The 20587-nt window shown below is 70.1% G+C and carries 17 protein-coding genes; 6 read left to right on the forward strand and 11 right to left on the reverse strand.

Features of this window, described 5'->3' with window-relative positions; translation table 11 throughout:
- Positions 1-45 precede the first annotated feature (45 nt).
- Positions 46-1098, reverse strand: coding sequence for a type III polyketide synthase (locus DY245_RS41610; protein ID WP_128512316.1), 1053 nt, complete (start codon positions 1096-1098; stop codon positions 46-48).
- A 407-nt stretch (positions 1099-1505) separates the two neighbouring features.
- Complete coding sequence (locus tag DY245_RS41615; protein ID WP_128512317.1) at positions 1506-2711, reverse strand: cytochrome P450; 1206 nt, start codon at positions 2709-2711, stop codon at positions 1506-1508.
- 725 nt (positions 2712-3436) lie between these two features.
- On the opposite strand from DY245_RS41615, the gene DY245_RS41620 reads away from it, so the two are divergent.
- Positions 3437-3655, forward strand: coding sequence for a hypothetical protein (locus tag DY245_RS41620; protein WP_128512318.1), 219 nt, complete (start codon positions 3437-3439; stop codon positions 3653-3655).
- Between the two features lie 221 nt (positions 3656-3876).
- Positions 3877-5112, forward strand: a complete 1236-nt coding sequence (locus DY245_RS41625) for an FAD-dependent oxidoreductase (protein ID WP_128512319.1) — start codon at positions 3877-3879, stop codon at positions 5110-5112.
- 22 nt (positions 5113-5134) lie between these two features.
- Here DY245_RS41625 and DY245_RS41630 read toward each other — a convergent pair whose 3' ends face one another.
- From DY245_RS41630 to DY245_RS41640, 3 genes are all read right to left on the reverse strand, one after another.
- Entirely contained in the window at positions 5135-6055 is a 921-nt protein-coding gene (locus DY245_RS41630) for a phytanoyl-CoA dioxygenase family protein (RefSeq protein WP_128512320.1), read from the reverse strand.
- Positions 6056-6312: 257 nt separating this feature from the next.
- Complete coding sequence (locus tag DY245_RS41635) at positions 6313-8016, reverse strand: cholesterol oxidase substrate-binding domain-containing protein (RefSeq protein ID WP_128512321.1); 1704 nt, start codon at positions 8014-8016, stop codon at positions 6313-6315.
- A gap of 217 nt (positions 8017-8233) precedes the next feature.
- Positions 8234-9637 carry an FAD-binding oxidoreductase gene (locus tag DY245_RS41640; protein WP_244943593.1) on the reverse strand — a complete coding sequence of 468 codons (1404 nt, stop codon included), beginning with the start codon at positions 9635-9637 and terminating at the stop codon, positions 8234-8236.
- Between the two features lie 318 nt (positions 9638-9955).
- Here DY245_RS41640 and DY245_RS41645 point away from each other — a divergent pair, with 318 nt between their 5' ends.
- The 3 genes from DY245_RS41645 to DY245_RS41650 all read left to right on the forward strand — a co-directional run bounded on the left by DY245_RS41645 (position 9956) and on the right by DY245_RS41650 (position 12326).
- The gene (locus DY245_RS41645) at positions 9956-11317 is read left to right on the forward strand and encodes an MBL fold metallo-hydrolase (protein WP_128512323.1); all 1362 of its coding nucleotides are present in this window, start codon (positions 9956-9958) and stop codon (positions 11315-11317) included.
- A 101-nt stretch (positions 11318-11418) separates the two neighbouring features.
- Positions 11419-11583: a hypothetical protein gene (locus DY245_RS45020; protein WP_181924089.1), complete on the forward strand. Its 165-nt coding sequence runs from the start codon at positions 11419-11421 to the stop codon at positions 11581-11583.
- Positions 11580-12326 carry a sulfite exporter TauE/SafE family protein gene (locus DY245_RS41650; RefSeq protein WP_128512324.1) on the forward strand — a complete coding sequence of 249 codons (747 nt, stop codon included), beginning with the start codon at positions 11580-11582 and terminating at the stop codon, positions 12324-12326. The genes DY245_RS45020 and DY245_RS41650 overlap by 4 nt, the downstream gene beginning before the upstream one ends.
- A gap of 86 nt (positions 12327-12412) precedes the next feature.
- On the opposite strand, the gene DY245_RS41655 is transcribed toward DY245_RS41650, so the two are convergent.
- Positions 12413-12700: a metal-sensitive transcriptional regulator gene (locus DY245_RS41655; protein WP_128512335.1), complete on the reverse strand. Its 288-nt coding sequence runs from the start codon at positions 12698-12700 to the stop codon at positions 12413-12415.
- A gap of 79 nt (positions 12701-12779) precedes the next feature.
- On the opposite strand from DY245_RS41655, the gene DY245_RS41660 reads away from it, so the two are divergent.
- Positions 12780-13352, forward strand: coding sequence for a rhodanese-like domain-containing protein (locus tag DY245_RS41660; protein WP_128512325.1), 573 nt, complete (start codon positions 12780-12782; stop codon positions 13350-13352).
- Between the two features lie 15 nt (positions 13353-13367).
- Here DY245_RS41660 and DY245_RS41665 read toward each other — a convergent pair whose 3' ends face one another.
- The 5 genes from DY245_RS41665 to DY245_RS41685 all read right to left on the reverse strand — a co-directional run bounded on the left by DY245_RS41665 (position 13368) and on the right by DY245_RS41685 (position 20561).
- Positions 13368-14180 (reverse strand): DUF817 domain-containing protein, encoded by an 813-nt coding sequence (locus DY245_RS41665; protein ID WP_128512326.1) that lies wholly within the window; start codon positions 14178-14180, stop codon positions 13368-13370.
- Positions 14181-14240: 60 nt separating this feature from the next.
- Positions 14241-15878 (reverse strand): bifunctional NAD(P)/FAD-dependent oxidoreductase/class I SAM-dependent methyltransferase, encoded by a 1638-nt coding sequence (locus DY245_RS41670; RefSeq protein WP_244943594.1) that lies wholly within the window; start codon positions 15876-15878, stop codon positions 14241-14243.
- Positions 15879-15993: 115 nt separating this feature from the next.
- On the reverse strand, positions 15994-17859 hold the full coding sequence (locus DY245_RS41675) for a trypsin-like serine peptidase (RefSeq protein ID WP_244943595.1): 1866 nt from the start codon (positions 17857-17859) through the stop codon (positions 15994-15996).
- Positions 17860-18020: 161 nt separating this feature from the next.
- Positions 18021-18884 carry a hypothetical protein gene (locus DY245_RS41680; RefSeq protein ID WP_244943596.1) on the reverse strand — a complete coding sequence of 288 codons (864 nt, stop codon included), beginning with the start codon at positions 18882-18884 and terminating at the stop codon, positions 18021-18023.
- A 216-nt stretch (positions 18885-19100) separates the two neighbouring features.
- Positions 19101-20561 (reverse strand): glycosyltransferase family 39 protein, encoded by a 1461-nt coding sequence (locus DY245_RS41685; protein WP_181924090.1) that lies wholly within the window; start codon positions 20559-20561, stop codon positions 19101-19103.
- Positions 20562-20587: the final 26 nt, after the last annotated feature.

Raw genomic sequence — 20587 nt, forward strand, 5'->3', positions numbered from 1 at the left:
GCGCCGCCGCGGTCCGGCCGCGGCGGCGCCGGTCGCCCCGCCACCTCAGGATTCCGAGGTCCAGGTGCCCAGGGCGATCTCGGCGGTGATGCCGGGACCGAAGCCGGCCAGCAGGCCGCGGTGGCCGTCGAGGGCCGAGGCTTCGTCGAACATGCGGCCAAGGGCGTCCAGCACCACCGCGCTGGCGATATTGCCGTACTCGGTGAGCGTGGCGCGGCTGAAGCGGAACGCATCGGGCGGCACTTCGAGGAAGCGGCACAGGTCGTCCAGGATGCGCGGACCACCCGCGTGGACGATGTAGAAGTCCAGCTTGCCGGCGTTCCACTGGTGCTGTTCCGCGACGGCCCGGAGGGCCGGGGTGAGCGGCTCCATGGTCCCGGGCACGCGCTTGTCGAGCTGGAAGTGGAAGCCCGTGGACCGGACCGCGTAGGAGATCCAGTCCTCGGTGTGCGGGATGAGGTACGAGCCGTTGCGTTCCAGGCGGACCCCGGTGCCCCCGTTGCCACGCACCACGGCGGCGGCGATCCCGTCGCCGAACAGGCCGTTGGACAGCAGCGACCCCACACCCAGATCGGTGGGCTGGTAGCACAGCGAGCAGAACTCACAGGCCACGATGAGCACATTGGCGTCGGGGTACGCCGTGCAGTAGTCATGGGCCCGGTTGACGGCCGCGCCGCCCGCGGCACAGCCGAGCTGCGCGATGGGCATCTGGCGTGTCTCCGACCGGAAGCCCATCTTGTTGATGAGCCATGCGGTCAGGGACGGCATCATGAATCCGGTGCAGGAGACGTAGATGATCAGGTCTATCTCCTGCGGCTCGAGTTCTGCCTGATCGAGTGCCTTGCGCACCACGTCCGGCACACGAGCCTTGGATTCCGCTTCGTAGATGGCGCTGCGGGCGTCGAGCCCCGGATGCTTCAGCACCGTGTCTATCGGCTGGACCAGATGTCGTTTGAGTACCCCGGTGTTCTCTATCAGACGGAGAACGAGGCGCAGCTCCCGATGGTCGCCGTGCAACCTACGGGCCAGTTCGAGGGTTTCCTCATTGGTGATGACGTAGTCGGGGACCGCTATTGCCGGTTTGCACAGAACCGCCATGGATCTCCTCCTATCGGGCAATGGCCCACGCCGTGCGGCCTGGCCGGACCTGGGGTGTTAGCCGGCCGGGGGTATCCGCTGTCCGCGGCGCGCTGTCCGCGGCGCGAGGTACGAGGTACGCGCGGAATGTGACGGGAAACGGACCGCTGGGCGGTTCGCCGGCGCCGAGCTCGATATTCCCTGGACGGATGCGCTCGGGCTGAGCGCCGAAGGTTGAGTTCTCGTCGTGCCGGGCAGGTCGTGTCCGGCACGTCGCTCTTGGCCACGAGACTTGACGCTACGCCAGACGGTTGAGGGCCGCATGTCGAGCGAAATACCGGCCGGGATCCCGCGCATTACTCCGGTTGCCGTCCTCCGGGCGCCGACGCATCATCGAGGACGGCAGAACACGTCCAGTGCCGGCTTTGTCACCACACCACCGGCAGCTCAAGCGGATAACGCCAGATGGACGTCGCGTTCCAGCGCACTTCCTGGGCCGGCTTCGCCAGCCGCAGGTCGGGGAAGCGGTCCAGCAGGGTCCCGAGGGCCACTTCCAGTTCCGTGGCGGCGAGCGGGGCACCCAGGCAGTGATGTCCACCCCAGCCGAACGTCATGTGCTGTGTACCGGTGCGTTCCAGGTCCAGCTCGTCGGGACGGTCGAATTTCCGGCTGTCCCGGTTGGCGGTCAGATAGGAGACGTGCACGATGTCCCCTGCCCGGATCAGCACGCCGCTCAGTTCCACGTCCTCCAGGGCGACGCGGGGGATACCGACGCCCTTGCGGAACGGAATGAACCGCAACATTTCATCGATGGCCTGCGGGAGCAACTCGGGCCGGGCCCGCACCATGGCGAGCTCCTTGGGGCGAGTGAGCAGTGTGTAGGCGATGTTGCCGATCTCGTACGTGGTGGTGTCCTGGCCGGTGATGAGCAGGACCATCGCCATGACGGTGAGCTCCTGGTCGTCGAGGATCTCGTCCCCGTCGCGGGCGGTGGCCAGCGTGCTGATCAGGTCGTCGCCGGGGTTCGCGCGCCGTTGCGCGGTCAGCGTGCTGAAGTAGGAGCGAAGCTCGGCCTTGGCGTGTACCGCGTTCTCCCGGTTGTCGATCGTGGTGTCCATCATGGTCCGCGCGTGAGCCCGCAGTTGCGCCTGGTCGGACTCGGGGATGTCGAGAACCTCGCAGATCGTGATCAGGGGCAGCGGGCCCGCCAGGTGCTCCATGAGGTCGGCGGGGGAGCCGTACTCCGCCATCCGGTCCAGCAGCTCGTCCACGACACGCTGGGTACGGACCCGCATGCGTTCGATGTGGCGCGGCGCGAAACCCTTGGAGATGAGCCCGCGCAGCCGGCTGCTGCCCGGTGGGTCCATCAGGTTGATGGCCTCGTCCTGAACGATCGGCTCAGGCGTCATCCGCGGGAAGTTCCGGCCGATGATGGCCTTGCGGCTGAAGCGGCGGTCGGTGGTGACCGTACGCACGTCGTCGTAGCGGGTGACCAGCCAGGCCTCCCCTTCACCATGAGGCAGCCGGATGCGCGCGACGGGCTCGTCGGTCAGCAGGCGCTTGAGCGTCGGGTCGAATTCGAGGGCCTCGGCATAGTCGAAGGGGCAGTTCAATGCGGGCGCGTCGGGTTCCATGCGGAGCTCCAGATAGGGGATCTGACGGTGAGGTCCGGTACCTATGGCGGCTGGACGGGGCATAGGTACCCGGTCATCTGCGGTGGCGCGCACCTATTCACCCGGATTAGCCCAGATGAAGGGACGTTACGGGGTGCGGTAACGCGCATGGCTCGCCCGTGTTGCGTTCTTGGCGACGGTGTGGTGGCGCGACCGTGTGGTGGCCGAGGCCCAGCCATCGACTCTGCGTATGCAGCCTGCCTCTGCGTGGAACGGCATACCGGATTCCCCGATGAAGTCTTCCGCTAAATTCCGTTTTCGGTTCCCTCGTGCAGTGATACGCGGAAGATGCGGACATCTCCTGTCATCTCGCATGGTTGGGCGTTCGCCGATGCGTAAATGCTGATATGCCACCCGGGGGCATTTGCAGGGCTTTTACGCGAGCGTTGACCAGTAGATTCCCTGCGGCGGGATTCGTCGGCAACTGGCTGACAAAGCTGCACTTCAGCGCGCATGGCGGGGTCTGGGTGCGCCTCGGTGGAAAACCGGACGGTAAGTTGCCTGACGGTCCGTTGCCGTGATTGCATCCTGCGAGTGCGGCAGCCGCAATTATATGTGCCCGGGTTCGGGCATCAGGCGTCCGTCGAACCGGTCGGAATTGCTGTGCATTTGTTTCGTGTTTACTCTGCCTCAACCCGGCCGGCGCCACTTCAGGAACCTCAGAGAATTGAAGGGAAGGGAAAGCCATGCGTAAGGGCTTCACCTCTGATGTCGAGACCTGCGAGATTTCCGACAGCGAGCTGGACACCATTTCCGGTGGCGTCGCCAGCGCCGGTGCCGACGTCGACGGTCACGGTGCGTCCGTGAGCATCGGTGACGCGGTCGGGACCGCCCAGTCCCTCGCGCCCTCCGTGCCCGTCGCGCAGCTCGCCGCCCTCGCCACCGTGCAGACCAGCGGCGTCTGACAGCGCCCCTCGCGGTAAGGCGTCAGCGCCAGTAGCGTTACTCGGCCCGCTGGTGCATCTCGATACCGGCAGAGCCGGCCAGAACCCCGGAACCTCCAGTTCCGGGGTTCACGCATGGCGTCCGCAGGAAAAGGAAGAGCCTTTGCGGCGGAGCGCTCGGATCTGAGGGTATGTGTGCTGAGGTGGTGGGCTCCGGGGTTTCGCGGCAAGGAGCGGTGGCGATGGAGCGGACGACATGCTGTGTGGTGGGCGGCGGCCCCGCCGGGATGGTCCTCGGTCTGCTGCTGGCCCGGGCCGGTGTGGAGGTCACGGTCCTGGAGAAGCACGGCGACTTTCTGCGCGACTTCCGCGGCGACACCGTGCATCCGTCCACCCTGGCGCTGCTGGAGGAGCTGGGCCTGGCCGAGCGGTTCGCCCGTCTGCCGCAGCGGCGGGTGACGACGGTTCAGCTGCCGCTCGGCCCGGATCGTTCGCTGGTGACCGTCGGAGACATCGGGGCGCTGCCGGGCAGATACAACTACATCGCCATGGTGCCGCAGTGGGACCTGCTCGATCTCCTGGCGGACGAGGCCCGCCGGGAGCCGTCCTTCTCCGTACGGATGAGCACAGAGGCGACGGACTTCCTGGTGGAGGGCGTGGGGAGGGTCACAGGAGTGCGGTACCGCACGTCCGACGGCCGTACCGGTGAGCTGCGGGCCACCCTCACGGTGGCCTGCGACGGCCGGGGCTCGCTGGCCCGGTCGCTGCCCGAACTGGGACTGCGGAGGTTCACCTGCCCGATGGACGCCTGGTGGTTCCGGCTGCCGCGGCGCGAGGGCGATCCGCACGGGCTCGTAGGAGGCGTCGGCGACCGGTTCCTCACCGCCATGATCGACCGCGGGGATTACTGGCAGTGCGCCGCGCTGATCCTCAAGGGAACGGACGCCGAGCGCCGCGCCGCCGGACTTGAGCCGTTCATGGCCGACTTCACGGCCGCCGCCCCATGGTTCGCGGACCGGGTGCACGCGCTGCGGTCCTGGGACGAGGTCAAGCTGCTCGACGTACGGCTGGACCGCCTCCGGCGCTGGCACCGCCCGGGGCTGCTGTGCATCGGCGACGCGGCACATGCGATGTCACCGGTCTTCGGTATCGGCATCAACCTTGCCGTCGAGGACGCGGTGGCCGCCGCCCGGTACCTCGTCGAGCCGCTGCTCGGAGGTGCCGTGGGCCTGCGCGACGTACGCGCGGTCCAGCGCCGACGGTGGCCGACCACCGCCCTGACCCAGGCACTTCAGCGGTTCGCCCACGCGCGGGTCATCGAACCGGTGCTGACGGGCCGGCCGCCCTTCGGAAACCCCAAGCGCGCCAAGCGGATGACCGAACTGCTCACCACCTCGCGATGGCTGAACCGGGTGCCGGCGTACTTCCTCGCCTACGGTGCCGTACGCGAACGTCCGCCGGCCGCGTCGGTGCGCTGAACGGCGCCCCTCCCCCTCCCGGTCAACACGGCGCGGAAACCGCGCTGTTCCGCCAGGAGCGGAGCCCGAGCAGCCGCTCGCCGAGCGGAGTCAGCACGGCCACCGGGTCCTGCTTCTCCCGGCCCCGAGGGTCACCGGGGAAGGCCGGATTCTTCGGGGCTGTCTTCTCGCGCCATGACGTGATGCGCTCCTGCACGAGTGCGGTGTTGCTCTCGTCGGCAGGGAACATGCTGACGTACTGAGCGAGGCGCACCCGGTGCTGCGAGGTGTTCTCCCGCACGCCGTGCGCCAGCAGGCTGTTGAAGACCAGCAGGTCACCCGCGTTCGTCGGCAGTGGTGTGGGCTCGCCCATACCGGCCGTGTCTGGCCGCCAGGGGTCGCGGTCCACGGGCTGTTTCGCCACCCACTCGTCGAACCCCCGGAACATCTCCGGGTAGGCCTGTGTACCGCCCATCTCGGGATCGGTGTCCACCAGCGAAACGACCCCCTGGACCCCGAAGGGGAGGGGATCGACGGAGGTGTCGATGTCCCAGTGGATGAAGCCGGTGAACCGTCGGTTGCGCCGGTTGGGCGGGTTGAGGTTGGCGCGGTCGAGCGTGACCCACAGGTCCTCGCGGTCCCAGATGTCGACGAACGCGTCGTAGAGCCGGGGCTCCTGGCGGATGTCCCACAGGTGCTGGTGCTGGTAGATCTCCACCATGCCGCTGCCGGCCACATCCCGCATGGCATGGTTCTCGGCGTCCGGCCGGTACCAGGCTTCCTCGTCGTGCGGATCGAGCCCGGTGAACTCCCACAGGGTTGCGGCGAGACGCTCCACCTTCTCCTGCGGCACCACGTCACGCACGATGACATAGCCCCATCTCTTCCAGTGCGCCCAGCCCTCCGCGGTCAGGACGCGGAACGGCAGTTCCTTCTCCAGGTCGTACATCGGATCCCTGGCCATGACGCGCCTCCCGGGTTCGCCGTGAGCCGGCTGAAATGCGTCATGTTTAAAGGGGGACATACGGGATGGAATGCGTCAAGAGGCCCATCGAGCGGGGCGAATGAGGTAGCGGTACGCTGGATTTACGGCACTTGGGGCACTTCGGCGTGCCTGCGACCGGGCGCCCCGCGGGCGCCGTCGCGCCGACGGTGCGGCGGCGTCAGGTCGTCCTCGCGCCACCGCACCGGGCGTCGTTCCTGGAGTGGCTCAGGACAGGCTCAGGGCAGCAGGGTGTCGAGGAAGGCGTTGGCAAACACCCGTGCCGGGTCGTAGGAGTTGAGGGTGTCCCGGGCGGTGCGCCAGTCGCCGAACGCCGCCGGCACGGTGCGGCTCAGCGTGGCGGGATCCGTCCACGGTCCGCTGTCCGTATAGGCCCAGCCCTTCGACCACTCCGGACGTACGGTCGCGTACGAGCCCGTGTAGGTCTGCCAGATCCACTGTTCCAGCTCGCGGAAGAACGGGCCCGCGCCGGGCGTGCCGGGATAGGTGGCGAAGTCGAGCCACACCACGGTGTCCCACTCGGGATGGTCGGGGTGGGCGCGGGCCGGGGACAGGAACGGGCCGTCGAGGGGGTCGGTGCCGGTGATACGCAGCTCGATCGGGCCGTTGACCGGGTAGGACCCGCGGCTCTGGTGAGCGGCCAGCACGCTCTGGTAGCGGGAGTGGAAGTCATTCACCACGCGCTGCACATTCGCCCGGGAGGTCAGTACCGCCCACCCCGCTTCGACGATCCGCAGGGTCGTCGGCTCCACGTACAGCAGGCTGTTCTTCGACCAGCCCCAGACGTCCCAGGTACCGGTGACGATCAGCCCGGAGCCGACGATGGACATGGCGAGCTTGGTGAAGGCGGGCGTCTTGTCGCCCCCGCCCGCGGCGATCTCCCCTAGCAGCTTCGACATGTCTTCGGTGACGCGGTTGGCGAAGGTGTAGGCGTACGGGGTGTCGATCTGCTTGGCGAACAGCGGTTTGGTGGGCGCCACGCTCCACACCTTCAGCCAGGGCACGTCGGTGAACGGGAACCAGATCGCCTCGATGCGCCCGGTGCTGTCCAGATAGGAGCTGATCGTGCGGCCCCCGGCGCCGGGTGGTCCAAAGACGGTGGCCACGTTCACGTCGTACCAATTCTGGCAGCGCAGCCGGGTGTTCGCGGCGGCGGTCATCGTCACCTCGGTGATGAATGCGCGGCCCAGGTGGACGAGGAAGGCGCGGATGTCCGGGTCGGAGCGGGTGAAGGTCTTGAGCACGTAGCGGCCGTCCGCCGCGCTCCACACCACGGCGGTGAGGGAGGTGACCTGCGAGCTCAGGGTGCCGAAGCCGGAGCCCGCCGGCGGGTGTTCGGTGGCGGTGGGCAGGCCGGTGCCATGGCCGCCGATGGCGAGCACCCCGCCGATGGTGAGGTCGCCGGGCGCCGTGGTGGTGGCGAGGCCGAGCCCCGACTCCTCCAGGCGGGCGAGGATGGTGTCGAGGGTCGCGCCCGCCTGCGCGGTGACGCTCCCTGGGCTGCCGCCGCGCACACTGACCGCGGTGAGGTGGGAGGTGGTGTCGACGATGACCGTACGGGTGGTGTCGGCGCCGGCGGGTACCACCAGCGGCGACCAGGTGTGGCCCTTGCCCCGGGCCCGTAACCGGTAGCTGTGCTCATGAGCCCAGTTCGCGAGGGTGACGACGTCGTCGGGGGTGCGGGCCGTAGCCGTCCAGACGTTCTCGACGACGATCTCCAACGACCAGTTCCTGAAGGCCTGTTGGGAGAGCGGGATGCCGGCGGGGAAGCCGGGCGGAGGGGTGAGAGTGGCCGCTGCGCTGCCCGCGGGGACGCGATGAGCGGGCTGTAGCCCGGCTGCCGTGGCGAGTCCCGCGGCGGCGGCCCCGGTCAGGAGCGTGCGGCGGGTGAGGGAGTTTTTTCGAGCGCTGTCGTCGGACATGGCTGTCCTTCCGGCACGCGGCGCGCCGCCCCGTTGCACCGCGCACGGATCGTAGGGAGACCGTACGAGCGCCCCGGTGCGGTGGGGGTGCCGGAAGGTTAGGTTGACGGGCCGTCAGTTGCAAGAGCCGTGCGCAAGGCCGTGGGCAGAGCCGTGCGCACAGCCATCGGCCATCGCCACGCGCCGCGATGGCCGATGGCTGTGCGGCGATCGCGATTCAGGCCCGGCTGACTGCTTGCGCGAAGTCGAACACGTTGTCCGGGTCGTAGTCGTGCGCGACGGAGCGGAGGCGCTCCAGATTCGGGCCGTAGTAGGCCTTCGCCCAGTCGGGCAGGGCCGGGTCGATGTAGTTCACATAACCGCCCCCGATGCCCTGGGAGTTCAGGCCCGCCACGACCTCGCCGACGCTGCGTGTCACCTCGGCCTCGGACGCGGCGGTGGCACCCGCGTAGATCTGGGCGGTGGCGAATGCGGTGCGGTGCGGGAAAGCGGTCTGCTGGACACCCACATCGGCCACCGCGCCGCCGAGCGCATCGAGGATGATCGCCATGCCTGTGCGGCCGGTGAGCAGACCGGCCAGGGCGGCAGGATCGGGGGTGGGCGCGCTCAGAACCCGTGACGAGGCGACGAACGACTCCCGGTCCGGCTTGCCGGAGAAGAAGCGCATGGCATTGAAGTAGTCCCGGTCCTGGACGGTTCGGCGGTCGGGCAGGACGCCGGAACGCGAGACCAGGTCGTCCAGCAGTGGATTGCAGGTGCTGCTCGGCCCGACGAAGCAGCCGGCCACCCGGCAACTCGGCGGGCTCCCGCCCGAGATATTGAGGTTTGCCCACAGCTCCCGGGGTGCTGCCGTGATCCACGGTTGCCATGCGCTCAGCACCTCGGCCACCTTCCCCGCCGGGAAGCCGACCACGAACACCGTCAGCGCCGGAGCCGGATCGGTCGCAAAGGTGAACTGTGTGACGACCCCGAAATTGCCTCCGCCACCCCCGCGCAGGGCCCAGAACAGGTCCGGGGTCCGCGTGGCGGAGGCCGTGAGCGCTCTCCCGTCCGCGGTGACGATCTCGGCGGCCAGGAGGTGGTCACACGTGAGCCCGAACTTGCGTTGCAGTACGCCGATCCCGCCGCCCAGCGTCACCCCGGCGATGCCGACGGTGAAGCAGGAGCCTCCGGGCAGGCAGCGGTTCGCCTGACCGAGGCTGCTGTACACATCCCGCAGCACCGCGCCGGCGCCGACGGTCGCGGTGCCGTCCGGCTGGACCTCCACGGCCGACAGGCGGCGCAGGTCAAGGGTGAGACCGCCGTGCGGCGCCGAGTAGCCGACGTAGGAGTGCCCACCGCTGCGGGCGGCCAGCGGAACCCGGTTTCCGGCCGCCAGCACCGCCTCGCTGACATCGGCCACCGACGCGCACTGCGCCACCGCGGCCGGTATGTGGTCGTCGTTGAGCGGGTTGAACAGCTTCCGGGCGTCGTCGAACCCGGGATTTCCCGGCCGCAGCAAGGCTCCGCGCATCCGCCGCCGTAATTCGTCCCAGTCCACCGCGGCTGCGGAGGGGGTCTCCTCGCCTGTCCGGGCCTGCGTGCCGGCCCGGGGCGCGTGGAACAGCGAGTCCCGCGCCATGGCCACCATCTCCTCTGCGGAATTCGAGGAAGGCGGGTAAATGCCCGGCTGATACGGATATCTTCACGTTAACACGGTGTGATCACCCCCTCCAGTTGAGCACGGGGCTTGAGCACGGAGCCGGAACTCGGCCTGTGCGGTGCGGCGTTGGTTGATTCGTTCCGGGGAGCGGTATGTCGCCACCCAGGCCTGCGTGCAGGGTCCGGCCCAGCGGGCCGCGGCAGGCAATCCGAGCGTCGCGAGGATACCCCCGGGGGTAACCGTGCTACCGTCGAAACATACCCCCGGGGGTAAATATGATCTGAGAGGAGCGCCCAGGTGTTCTTTGTCGACACCATCGAGCTGGCAGGGCTCGGGAATCGCAGCTATCTCGCCGGCGGTGCCCGGACGGCTGTCGCCGTGGACCCGCCGAGGGACATCGACCAGGTGATCGTGGCGGCTGCCCGGCGAGGGGTGCGCCTCGCGCATGTCGTGGAAACGCACATCCACAACGACTACGTCACCGGCGGCCTGGAGCTGGCCCGGATCACCGGCGCCGCCTACCTGGTCCCGGCCGCGGCGCGGGTCTCCTTCGTACGGGTACCCGTCCACGACGGCGACACCCTGGAGATCGACTCCGGCCTGATCCTGCGCGCCATGGCCACCCCCGGCCACACTCCGCACCACACCTCCTATGTCCTGGAGGAGACCGGAACGGCCGTTGCGGCGTTCACCGGCGGATCCCTGCTCATCGGCACGGTCGGCCGGCCGGATCTCGTCGAGCCCCGGCTCACCGCGCAGCTGGCCCGCGATCAGTACGCCTCCGCACACCGGCTCGCCGCCGAACTGCCCGACGAGACACCCGTGTTGCCCACGCACGGATTCGGCAGCTTCTGCTCCTCCTCCCAGGCCGGGGGCGACGCCACGACCATCGGCAAGGAGAAGGCGGTCAACGAGGCGCTCCTTCAGGACGTGGACACCTTCGTCCGCCATCTGCTGGCGGGCCTGGAGGACGTGCCCGCGTACTACGCGCACATGGGTCCGGCCAATGCCGCCGGGCCGGCCCCCGTCGACCTGACCCCGCCCGCCGTCGCCGATGCCGACGACATCGCCGCCCGGCTTGCCGCGGGGGAGTGGGTCGTCGACCTGCGCAACCGCGTGGCCTTCGCCCGGGGCCATGTCGCGGGCTCCTACAACTTCGAGGGCGACGGCAAGGTCGCGACGTACCTGGCCTGGATGATTCCGTGGGGCAAGCCCGTGACCCTGCTCGCCGCATCACCGGAGCAGTTGGCGGCGGCCCAGCGTGAACTGGTCCGCGTCGGCATCGACCGGCCCGCCGCCGCGGCGACCGGGGAACCCGCCTCCTGGATCCGCGACGGGGAGTCGCTGAGCTCCTTCCGGCGCGGCACGTTCGCCGATCTGGCGGCGCGCGAGGCCGACGACGACATCGTCGTACTGGACGTCCGCCGGGACTCCGAGCGCACCGGCGGGCACATCGAGGGCTCGGTCCACATCCCGATCCACGCCCTCCCTCAGCGGCTCGACGAGATCCCGGCGGGAGAGGTGTGGGTGCACTGCGCCGGCGGTATGCGCGCCGGGATCGCGGCGTCGCTGCTCGATGCCGTGGGCCGCGAGGTCGTTGCCGTGGACGACGCGTTCGGCGCAGCCGCCGCGGCGGGGCTCGCCGTCATCACCAGCTGATCCGTGCGCCGTTCGGAAGTCCGGAATCGGACGCGTGCGCATCCGGTGGGGCACGGTCCGGCAGGGAGCCACCGCAGCATGCGAGATGCAGAGGAGTGTCGATGTCTTTCTTCCGAGGCGGCCCGGGCCGGGTGAACGTCCAGCAGGCGGCGGAGCGCGCCGCCGCCGGCGGCGATGCCGTCGCTGAGATCGGCGGGATGCAGGCATGGGCCGGGGCCGGCGTCCCGGTGGTGGACCAGTGGTGCGATGGCGGCTCGATAGCGTGAGTACTCTGCTGCTCGCGCTGGCCGCCGGTGCCGTCATCGGACTGGCGCTCGGGGCGCTCGGGGGCGGCGGCAGTGTGCTGGCCGTCCCCGCTCTGATCTACCTGCTCGGATTCACCCCGGCCGCCGCGACCACCGCGAGCCTGGTCATCGTCACCGCCACCTCGGCCACCGCCCTGTACGCGCACGCCCGCGACGGCAACGTCCACTGGGCTACCGGAAGTCTCTTCGCCATGGCAGGCATCGTCCCGGCCATGCTGGCCGGAACATTGGCGGGGCAGGTGCCCGCGGCCCTGCTGACGTGCGCCTTCGCCGTCATCGCACTGCTGGCCGCGCTGCGTATGCTCAGGCGGCGGGACGGTATCGACGGCGATCGCCCGGTCCGGCCGGGGCGGGCCGCCGCTGCCGGCGCCGGACTCGGCGCGGTCACCGGCTTGCTGGGCGTCGGCGGCGGCTTCCTCGCCGTACCGGCGCTGACGAGCGTCCTCGGCCTGCGGATGCGAGCCGCGGTCGCCACCAGCCTGCTGGTCATCACGGTCAACTCACTGGCGGCGCTGGCGGCCCGCGCGGGCACCGCCGACGGTCTGCGCTGGGCGGTCATCGGCCCGTTCGCCGGCGCGGCCGTACTCGGAGCCTGGGACGGCAAACGCCTGGCCGCGAAGGTCTCCGGTGGTCTGTTGCAGCGGATCTTCGCGGTGGCGCTGCTGGCCCTGGCCGTGTTCATGCTGGTCGACTCCGCGCTATGAGACGCGGGCGCATGCGGTGGAACAGCCGGTGCGGTACGCCGACCGGGAGCCGGCGAACCAGGACGCCGTCAGGCGAGCGCATCCCGTCAGGCGAGCGAGAGGAACAGCTTCTCCAAGCGGGCCCGCATCTGCTCGCGGTCCTCACCGGTGTTCTTGCTGCCGTCGATGTCGGTCAGGCACTGCTGCAGACCGGTGGCAATGATCGCGAAGCCCGCCCGGTCGAGCGCGCGGGACGCGGCGGCGAGCTGCGTGACGACCTCTTCGCAGTCGCGCCCTTCCTCGATCATCCGGATCACTCCGGAGATCTGGCCCTGTGCCCGGCGCAGCCGGTTCAGCACGGCTCTGAGTTCCGCACCCGCGAGATCCAGCTCCACCATCACTCCTCGAAAAAATACCCCTAGGGGTAATGTACTCCCCCGCTCGGGGCACCGCCGACAATCAAGGATGGCACCTGTGACCACCCCCCTTTCCCTCGACATCGGCCAGGCCCACTCCCGGCTGCACGACTTGACCGTCATCGACGTACGCACACCCGGCGAGTACGCCTCCGGCCATCTGCCCGGCGCCCTCAACATCCCCCTCGACCAGCTCCGGCGCGCCCTGCCCGCGATCGAACAGGCGGCGTCCCGCGGCAACATCCTCGTGGTGTGTGCGTCCGGCGCCCGCTCCGAGAACGCCTGCCGGACCCTCGCCGACCACGGCATCAGCGCCGCGTCCCTCGCCGGAGGCACGGGTGCCTGGGCGGCCGAGGGTCACGACCTGCACCGCCCCGAAGGCTCCATGCGCGCTGTCTGGGGAATGGAGCGCCAGGTGCGGCTGGCCGCCGGCGCGCTCGTCCTGACCGGCCTCGGCCTGGGCCTCGTCCACCCGGCCTTTCAGCTGATCTCGGCGGGCATCGCCGGAGGACTGGTCTTCTCGGCCGCGACCAATACCTGCGGTATGGCTGCCGTTCTCGGCAAGCTGCCGTACAACCGCCCGCACGGCGCGGACCTCGATACGGCTCTCGCGGCACTGAGCGGACGCTGAAGCGCAGCCGACGTCTCAGCTGTTGGCGTCGGGGCCCGCCGGGCCGCCGACCGGACTCCCGTCGGGGACGCGCCTGCCGTTGGCCCACGCAACCAGGACGAAGGTCACGCTGATCAGAAGCGCCCAGGCACCGAACTTCTCCCAGGCGACGGGCTGCCACCCATGGGCCTGGTGGGGGTAGCGCCACGCGCCGAGGTAAGTGGCGATGTTCTCCGCCAGCCACAGGAAGAAGCCGATCAGGGCGAAGCCGAGGGCAAGCGGCATACGGTGGCGGGAATGCCCGACGGTGAACGTGACCTGCGTTCCGGCCGTCACCGCGATCAGCGCGACGGCGAGGGGCCAGCGCAGGTCCGGGAGCCAGTGATGGCTGAAGAAGTTCGCGTAGATCGCCATGGCCACCACCGAGGTGGCTCCGGGGCGGTAGCGGATCAGCTGCAGATCCAGCACATGCCAGGCGCGACAGACGTAGCTGCCCACCGCCGCGTACAGGAAGCCGCCGTACAGGGGGACGCCCGCGAACTTGAGCACGGCGGGCTCCGGATAGCTCCAGGAACCGAGGGCGACCTTCACCACCTCGAAGGCCAGCCCGATCACATGACACACCGAGATGACCGCGAGGTCCCGCCCACTCTCCCAGCGGCAGACCAGGAACACCGCGGTCAGCAGCACCCCATAGGCGACCAGCAGGTCATATCTGGCGATCGGCAGCTGCGGCAGCGCCTGGGACACCGCCACGCCTGACAGCAGGGCGATGGCGAAGGCGCAACAGCGCGTTTCGAGCCAGGCGAAGAGGAGGGCCTTGCGTAGAAGGACGGTAACGGTCGGCATATCCATGTCGACGCGTGGGGCCCGCGCGCCGGTTGCTGCTGGCCCTCGGCGCGGCCGTCGTTACGCGGCCCGGCGCCGGACGGCGATGACATGGTCGGTGACGGTGGCGGTCCGGCCGTCCGGGCCGGTGGCCTGACGCCGGGGGCGGTCGAGGCGTTCGGCGTGCCAGCGGTCCGGATCCAGCGCGAGGCCGTCGTAGATGTCTTCGGGGGTGGGGAAGTGCGTGTGCGGGTCGGGGTTCCATGCCCAGGGGCGGACCGAGCCGTGGTCGACGATGAGCAGCAGCCCACCGGGGGCCAGCGCATGGGCAGCCTTCCGGAGGACGCCACTCCGGGGGAAGTCCAGGGGAGTGTGCAGATACTGGGCGGAGACGAGATCGAAGGTGCCGGCGGGGAACGTGCGGGCCAGGTCGTGCCGTTCGGTCGTGAGGCGCTCGGCGACGCCGGCCTCGGTACCGTGAACGACCGTGCGTGACAGGGCGGTTGCCGAGACGTCGACCGCGGTGACCCGCCACCCATGGGCGGCCAGCCAGACGGCGTCGCCGCCCTCCCCGCAGCCCAGGTCCAGCGCGTCGCCGGGCGACAGCGCCCGGGCGACGTCGGCCAGTACGGGGTTCGGGGTGCCCTTCCCTACGCGTTCGTGGCTGCTGTAGTGGCGCTCCCAGAAGCGTTCGGCTTCGGTGCTGTGGTTCGTTCGCCGAGTGTGGCGGTTCGTGTGGTGAGTGCTGTCGTTCATCCCGCTGACCCGGCGGCCCACCGCCGCCGCGGTGTCGGCGGCCACGAGGTCGGCGTTGATCGCCGAGGCGGCCTGTACGCCGGAGGCCGCGGCCACCGCGACACCGCCCATCAGGTCGGTGACGTTGCCGGCCACCCACACCCCGGCAACTCCGGTGCGCCCGCTGCCGTCCGACTCCACGTAACTTCCCACCCCGAGGGGGTGTTCCACGGTCTTCGGACCAAGCCCCGAAAGCACCCCATCGCGCGCCTCGAACCGCGGCCTCACAGCCAGCGCCCGCACCGGCACACACGCACCGGAGGCAAGCCGTACACCTGAGAGACGGTCGTCTGCGACATCAAGACCGACCACTCGTCCGTCGACGACGGCGATACCGCGTGCCGCCAACTGCTCCCATTGCTCCTCGACCGGGTCGTCCGCGGTGTGCAGGAACAGGGTGACGTCCGGCGACCACTGCCGGAACAGCAGCGCTTGGTGCACCGCCCCGGGACCCGTGGCCAGCACGCCGATGGGCGTATCGCGCACCTCCCAGCCATGGCAGTACGGGCAGTGCAGCACCTCACGGCCCCAGCGCTCGCGCAGGCCAGGTACGTCGGGAAGCTCGTCGACCAGGCCGGTGGTCACCAGCAGCCGGCGTGCGGACCAGCTCCGGCCGCCCTCGGTGTCCACGACGAAGTGTTCGTCGGCGCGGCGTACGGCGGTGACCCGGTCCGACATGATCCGTCCGCCGTAGCCGGTGACTTCTTCCCTCCCCGCCCGCAGCAGCTCACGGGGCGGGAGGCCGTCGTGGGACAGGAACCCATGAACCCCGGAGGCGGGAGCGTTGCGTGGCTCCCCGGAGTCGATCACCAGCACCGAGCGCCGGGCCCGAGCCAGGGTCAGCGCCCCCGACAAGCCGGCGACCCCACCCCCGACCACCACAACATCCAGATCTGCGACGTTTCGCGTGTTCATCTCAGTCATGGCGGCACCCTGCGGCTCGCGGCGGTCGAGGCGCAATGTTCCTTGCCACTTCAGCAATGCGGCGGCAATCAGGGCTCTGGGTACGGGCCCGGCGGGTCGGCCGGGCCCGTACCGGCTACTGCGGCGGGACGAGCATGCGCTCGGCGCCGAACGCGGTGCCGGTGCGCGCGTACATGCTGGTCTCGCCGTCGGGCCAGCGGACGACCAGGTCGTCCGGCCAGCCGTTCGCGTCGTAGCTGCCCGCGGTCAGCACCACGTCCTGGGTCCAGACGCTCTGTGGCGGCGCCATCTGGGCCTCCTTGCCGAGCCCACCGGGGCCGGTGTCCTGGTACTGCGAGATCTTGCCGTTCGGCCAGCGCACCAGGGCGTCCCAGTTGGCGCGCCCGCTGAAGTCGCCCGCGGTGAGCAGCGTGGCCTGCTTCCAGCGGGGGTCCGGCTTCTGCAACTGGTGCTCGGTGCCGAAGCCCTTGTCGCCGACGGCGGTGTAGTCGGTGATCTCGCCGTCGCTCCACCGCACCAGCAGATCGCTGACGTGCTTCGCCGTGCCGAAGCTGCCGCCCACTACCTGGTCGGCGTGGCTCCAGACCGAGCCGGCTCGGGCCAGACCGATACCGCGGCCGAGGCCGCGGGCGCCGACGTCCGGGAGGATCTTGACCTCACCGCTCTTCCATACGACGAGCAGGTCCGAGCCGTTGCCGCCGGAGAAGTCGCCGCCGGTGAGGGACTTGACGTCCTTCCAGGTCCCTCCGGGGCCGGCCAGTCGCCGCCTACCGGTGAAGCCGCCCCGGCCGTCACCGGTGTAGAGCGAGACCTCACCGTCGGCCCACACCACGATCAGGTCGCCCTTGCCGTCCCCCGTGTACTCTCCCGAGGCCAGCAGCCGGGCGTGGGACCAGGCGTCAGCTTTGCCCATCGCGTACGGCAGGGTGGGCTGCTGGTAGGAATCGCCGTGGCTGACGTGCTGATTGTTCTTGGCCTCGTCGTAGAGACGGAAGAGCCAGTCGCCGTACATCGGGCTGTAGGTGAGCCAGTCGGCGTTGTTGTCGTTGCCACCGCCGTTGTAGCCGCCGGTGTTGCCGATGATCTCGCCCGTGCCCTTGGTCCAGTCGATCTTCGAGAACCAGGGGCCTCCGGAGACGCCGCCCCACATCCCGGCGCACTTGGCCTGCATCTGGTAGAAGCCGCCCAGCGCTGCCGTACGGGTGGGACAGCGGACGGCGCGGTCCTCGGGGTTGTGGCTGGACGGGTACCCGACCATCGTCACGTTGTTGACGTAACCCGGGGTGCGGACCAGCGCGTTCGCCCCCACGAGGTCCTGCGCGTCCTTGCCCCGGGACGAGGGGGACAGCCGGGCGAACGCGAAGTCCAGATCCGAGACCCGCTGCTTGCTGTTGTTGACGTAGCGGTTGTCCACGAACCAGTCGGCGACCCGGTAGAACCCGTAGGTCTGCTTGTCCAGTGCGTACTCGGTCCGGTACCACGGTACGAAGACGGCCTTCCCGCCGCTGCAGTGCCCAGCGGTCAGGATCAGATTGTGGCCGGGGCTCTGGACGACGCTGGCCGAGCACTTGTGGGCGTGCATATCGCCCGTGGTCGGGTCCTTCTCGTATGTGAAGATCACGCCGACGGACTTGGCGCCGGGGATGTGCTCCGCGGTCGGCATACCGGCCGCCGCCGAACGGCTGTCCCTGGGCGTGGCCGTGAGGCCCGCCTTCGGGGCTGCGGTCGGCGGTGCGGGGTCGGTGGCCGAGTCCATACGGTCCGGAGTCCAGAACCGGAGGGCGTCCGCGTCCGACCAACCGCCGCCGTCCGCGTCGGACGTCAGGCTCTTCGTCCGGGCGGGGGTCGGCCGGGGAGACGGCGCGGGTGTGTCGTCGGCATGGGCGACGGGGCCGCCCGCCAGGGCGCCGCCGGTCAGGAACAGCGCGGTACCGGCGGCCGAGACGGCGAGGTGGCGTATGTGTATGGGTGACGTGCGCAAGGAGTGCTTTCTGATGACGACGGAACAACAGAACAACAGAACGACGGAAACAGAATGGCGGAACGACGGACAACGACCTTCGGCCGGGGCGACCGGAGGGGCTGAGTTGGGGCAGGAACGCCCTGAATGCCGCGGTATGCCGCGGCGGTTGAGCGGTCCCGTCAGGCGGAGCCGGCGCCGTTTCGGCCGTGGCGGCGCAGGAGCACCCAGCCGCCGGCCGCGAGTGCGAGCACCCCGGCTGAGATGCCGCCGACCAGCCAGGGCCGGCCCTGGCCGACGGGCTCGCCGGCCACGGTCACCTGCCGAGTGGTGGTCTGCCGCCCGTGGTGGCTGATGACGGTCAGCGGGTGCGTTCCCGCCAGGACGTCACCCCGCACCGTGGCGCGGCCCGCGTAGACCGTCGCCCCGTCGTCGCACTTGCACCCGGGGTCGTCCGCGCTGTCCTTCCGGATGGTCACCCGGCCGTCGAAGACGGGGGACGTGACGGTCAGGACGTCCTCGCCGGAGGCGGGCTGACGGTCGGTGAGCACCACGAGTACGTCGCCGCCGGGGCGCACGTCGGCCGGAGTGTCACTGCCCGGGAACGCGTCCTTCGGGCCGATGACGAACCGGCCGATCATCGCCGATCCGCGCGCGGTGACCTTGAGCCGCGTGGTGGCGACGGTACGGCCGTGAACGGTCGCGGTGACGGGGTACATGCCCGGTGCGATGTCACCGCGGATCCGGTGGTGCGAGCCCGGCGCGTCGACCTGGGCGGACTGCGCAGACCCCTTCTTCACCGGGGTGAGCCGGATCGGTTCGACCAGAGCGGGGGAGCGGACGGTCACGGTGTCCCACCCGGCGCGCAGCCCCTCGACGCTGAACCAGACGGGCCCGCCGTTCTCGACCCTGCCCTGGTCACCGAAGTACGTGAGCCGGGGCCCGCCGGACGGGTTGCCCCCGACGGCGGCAGGCATGCCCCCGTACGCGGACGCGCCGGAAACCGGCCCCGCCACAGGGACCAGGACAAGACCGGCGACGGCCACGACCCGAAGCGTGCTGCGGAACAAGATTCCCCTTCCCCCGATGCTGTACACGGGGAAGACGGCGGCGCGGTCCGCCGGGTTGCCTGAGCTTATGGATCTTTTACGTCAGCTGTTCGAGCGGCGCCCGGTCGACTCCCGCCGCGGAGCGGGTACGGGACGGAAGCTGACGCGCATGCCCGGGCCGGTCCTGGCCTCGCCATCGCGCGGAGCCCGGGCTCACCGCGTCTTCTCGTACACCATCACCCGGCGCCCCCCGGTCTCGGCGGAGACGGTGAGGGTGAAGTGCCGGGCGAGGACGGTGAGTTTGGTCAGGTCGCGGGGTGCCGACGGCGCCGGGGAGAGGACGGTGTCACTGACGACGATGATGCGCCGATGAGTCAGCATGGCGGCCCGGATGCGTTCGGGGGTGGCCTCCACGCCGTACAGGGTCCCGGAGGCAACGGGGTCCTCGGCCAGCGCGAGGTCGTCGAGTCCGCCGAACTGGGAGGGTGTGACGAGCGCGGCGTCACGCCGCTGGTCGGGTATGTACAGGACGCCGTCCCCCGGGCGGGCCAGCTCCGCGACCTTGTCGGCCGTCACCCGCACGTCATCCGTGCGGCTCTCCGGGTTCCGCAGGCCCAGTTCCAACGGCAGCAGCGCCATGAACACGACCGCCACCAGCCCGGCGAGCAGCATCTCGCCACGCAGCCACCCCCAGCCGCGGGCCCGGCCGTACGACAGAGCGGCCCGCACCGCCCAGGCGACGGCGAGGCCGACGAGCAGCGCCAGCCCGATGTAGGCGAAGAGCACATAGCGGTCTACATAGAGCGGCTTGACGAGCCAGGAGGCCAGCAGCAGCCCGAGTTGCGGGACGGCGAGCAGCGGCAGCCCCACCGGGACCGGAGACAGCTCCGTACGCTCGGGGCGCGGCACCCGGGCACACGCCAGGGCGACCCCCAGCATCGCGGTCACCCCCAGCAACGTGACGGCCGAGGCGGGCTGTATCCACGCCACCTGATTCGCCTGCGGAAGGCTGGCGAGTATGAGCGGCAGGGTCCCAGAAGCGATCACTGCGGCGGACACCAACCAGCGTGCCAGTAGCGGGCGTTGGCCGGCGCGCCAGGCGATCAGGACGGTCACGCCGTGGGCCGCCAACGCGAAGAGCGAGAGCCAGTTGAGCAGTGCGGTAGCGAGCATCACCGCCGTGTAGCCGCCCCAGCGCCACCCCCACGCGGCCCGCCGCCCTCGGCCGTCGCGCGAAGTCATGGGTCCCGTCGGACAGACCGCGCCCACCAGCAGCCAGGTCGCCACCGCAACCCCTGCCGTCACCAGCGTGAAGGAGCGCCCCTCCTGTGCGTACCGCTGCATCACCGGCAGCAGCGCCAGCACCAGCCCGGCCGCGAGGCCGGCCGTGGGCCCGGCGAGTCTGCGGCCGATCGCCGCGGTGGCCCCCGCGGCGACGATCGCGCCCAGAGCCGAGGGCAGCCGCAGCGCCGCCAGGTTGGCTCCGAAGATCTCGAACGCGGTGTGGATCAGCAGGTAGTAGAGCCCGTGGACGACGTCCACCTGCCCGATCATGTGCCAGATCTCGGGTATGGACCGCCGGGCCACCTCCCATGTCGCGGCCTCGTCCCGCCATATGGCGCCCTGACGGGACAGCCCCCACAGGCTCAGTCCCAGTGCCAGCAGCGCGGGCACCCCGGGAACCGCACAACGCGGCCACC

The sequence above is a fragment of the Streptomyces inhibens genome (genome assembly GCF_003389455.1).
Classification (GTDB): Bacteria; Actinomycetota; Actinomycetes; order Streptomycetales; family Streptomycetaceae; genus Streptomyces; species Streptomyces inhibens.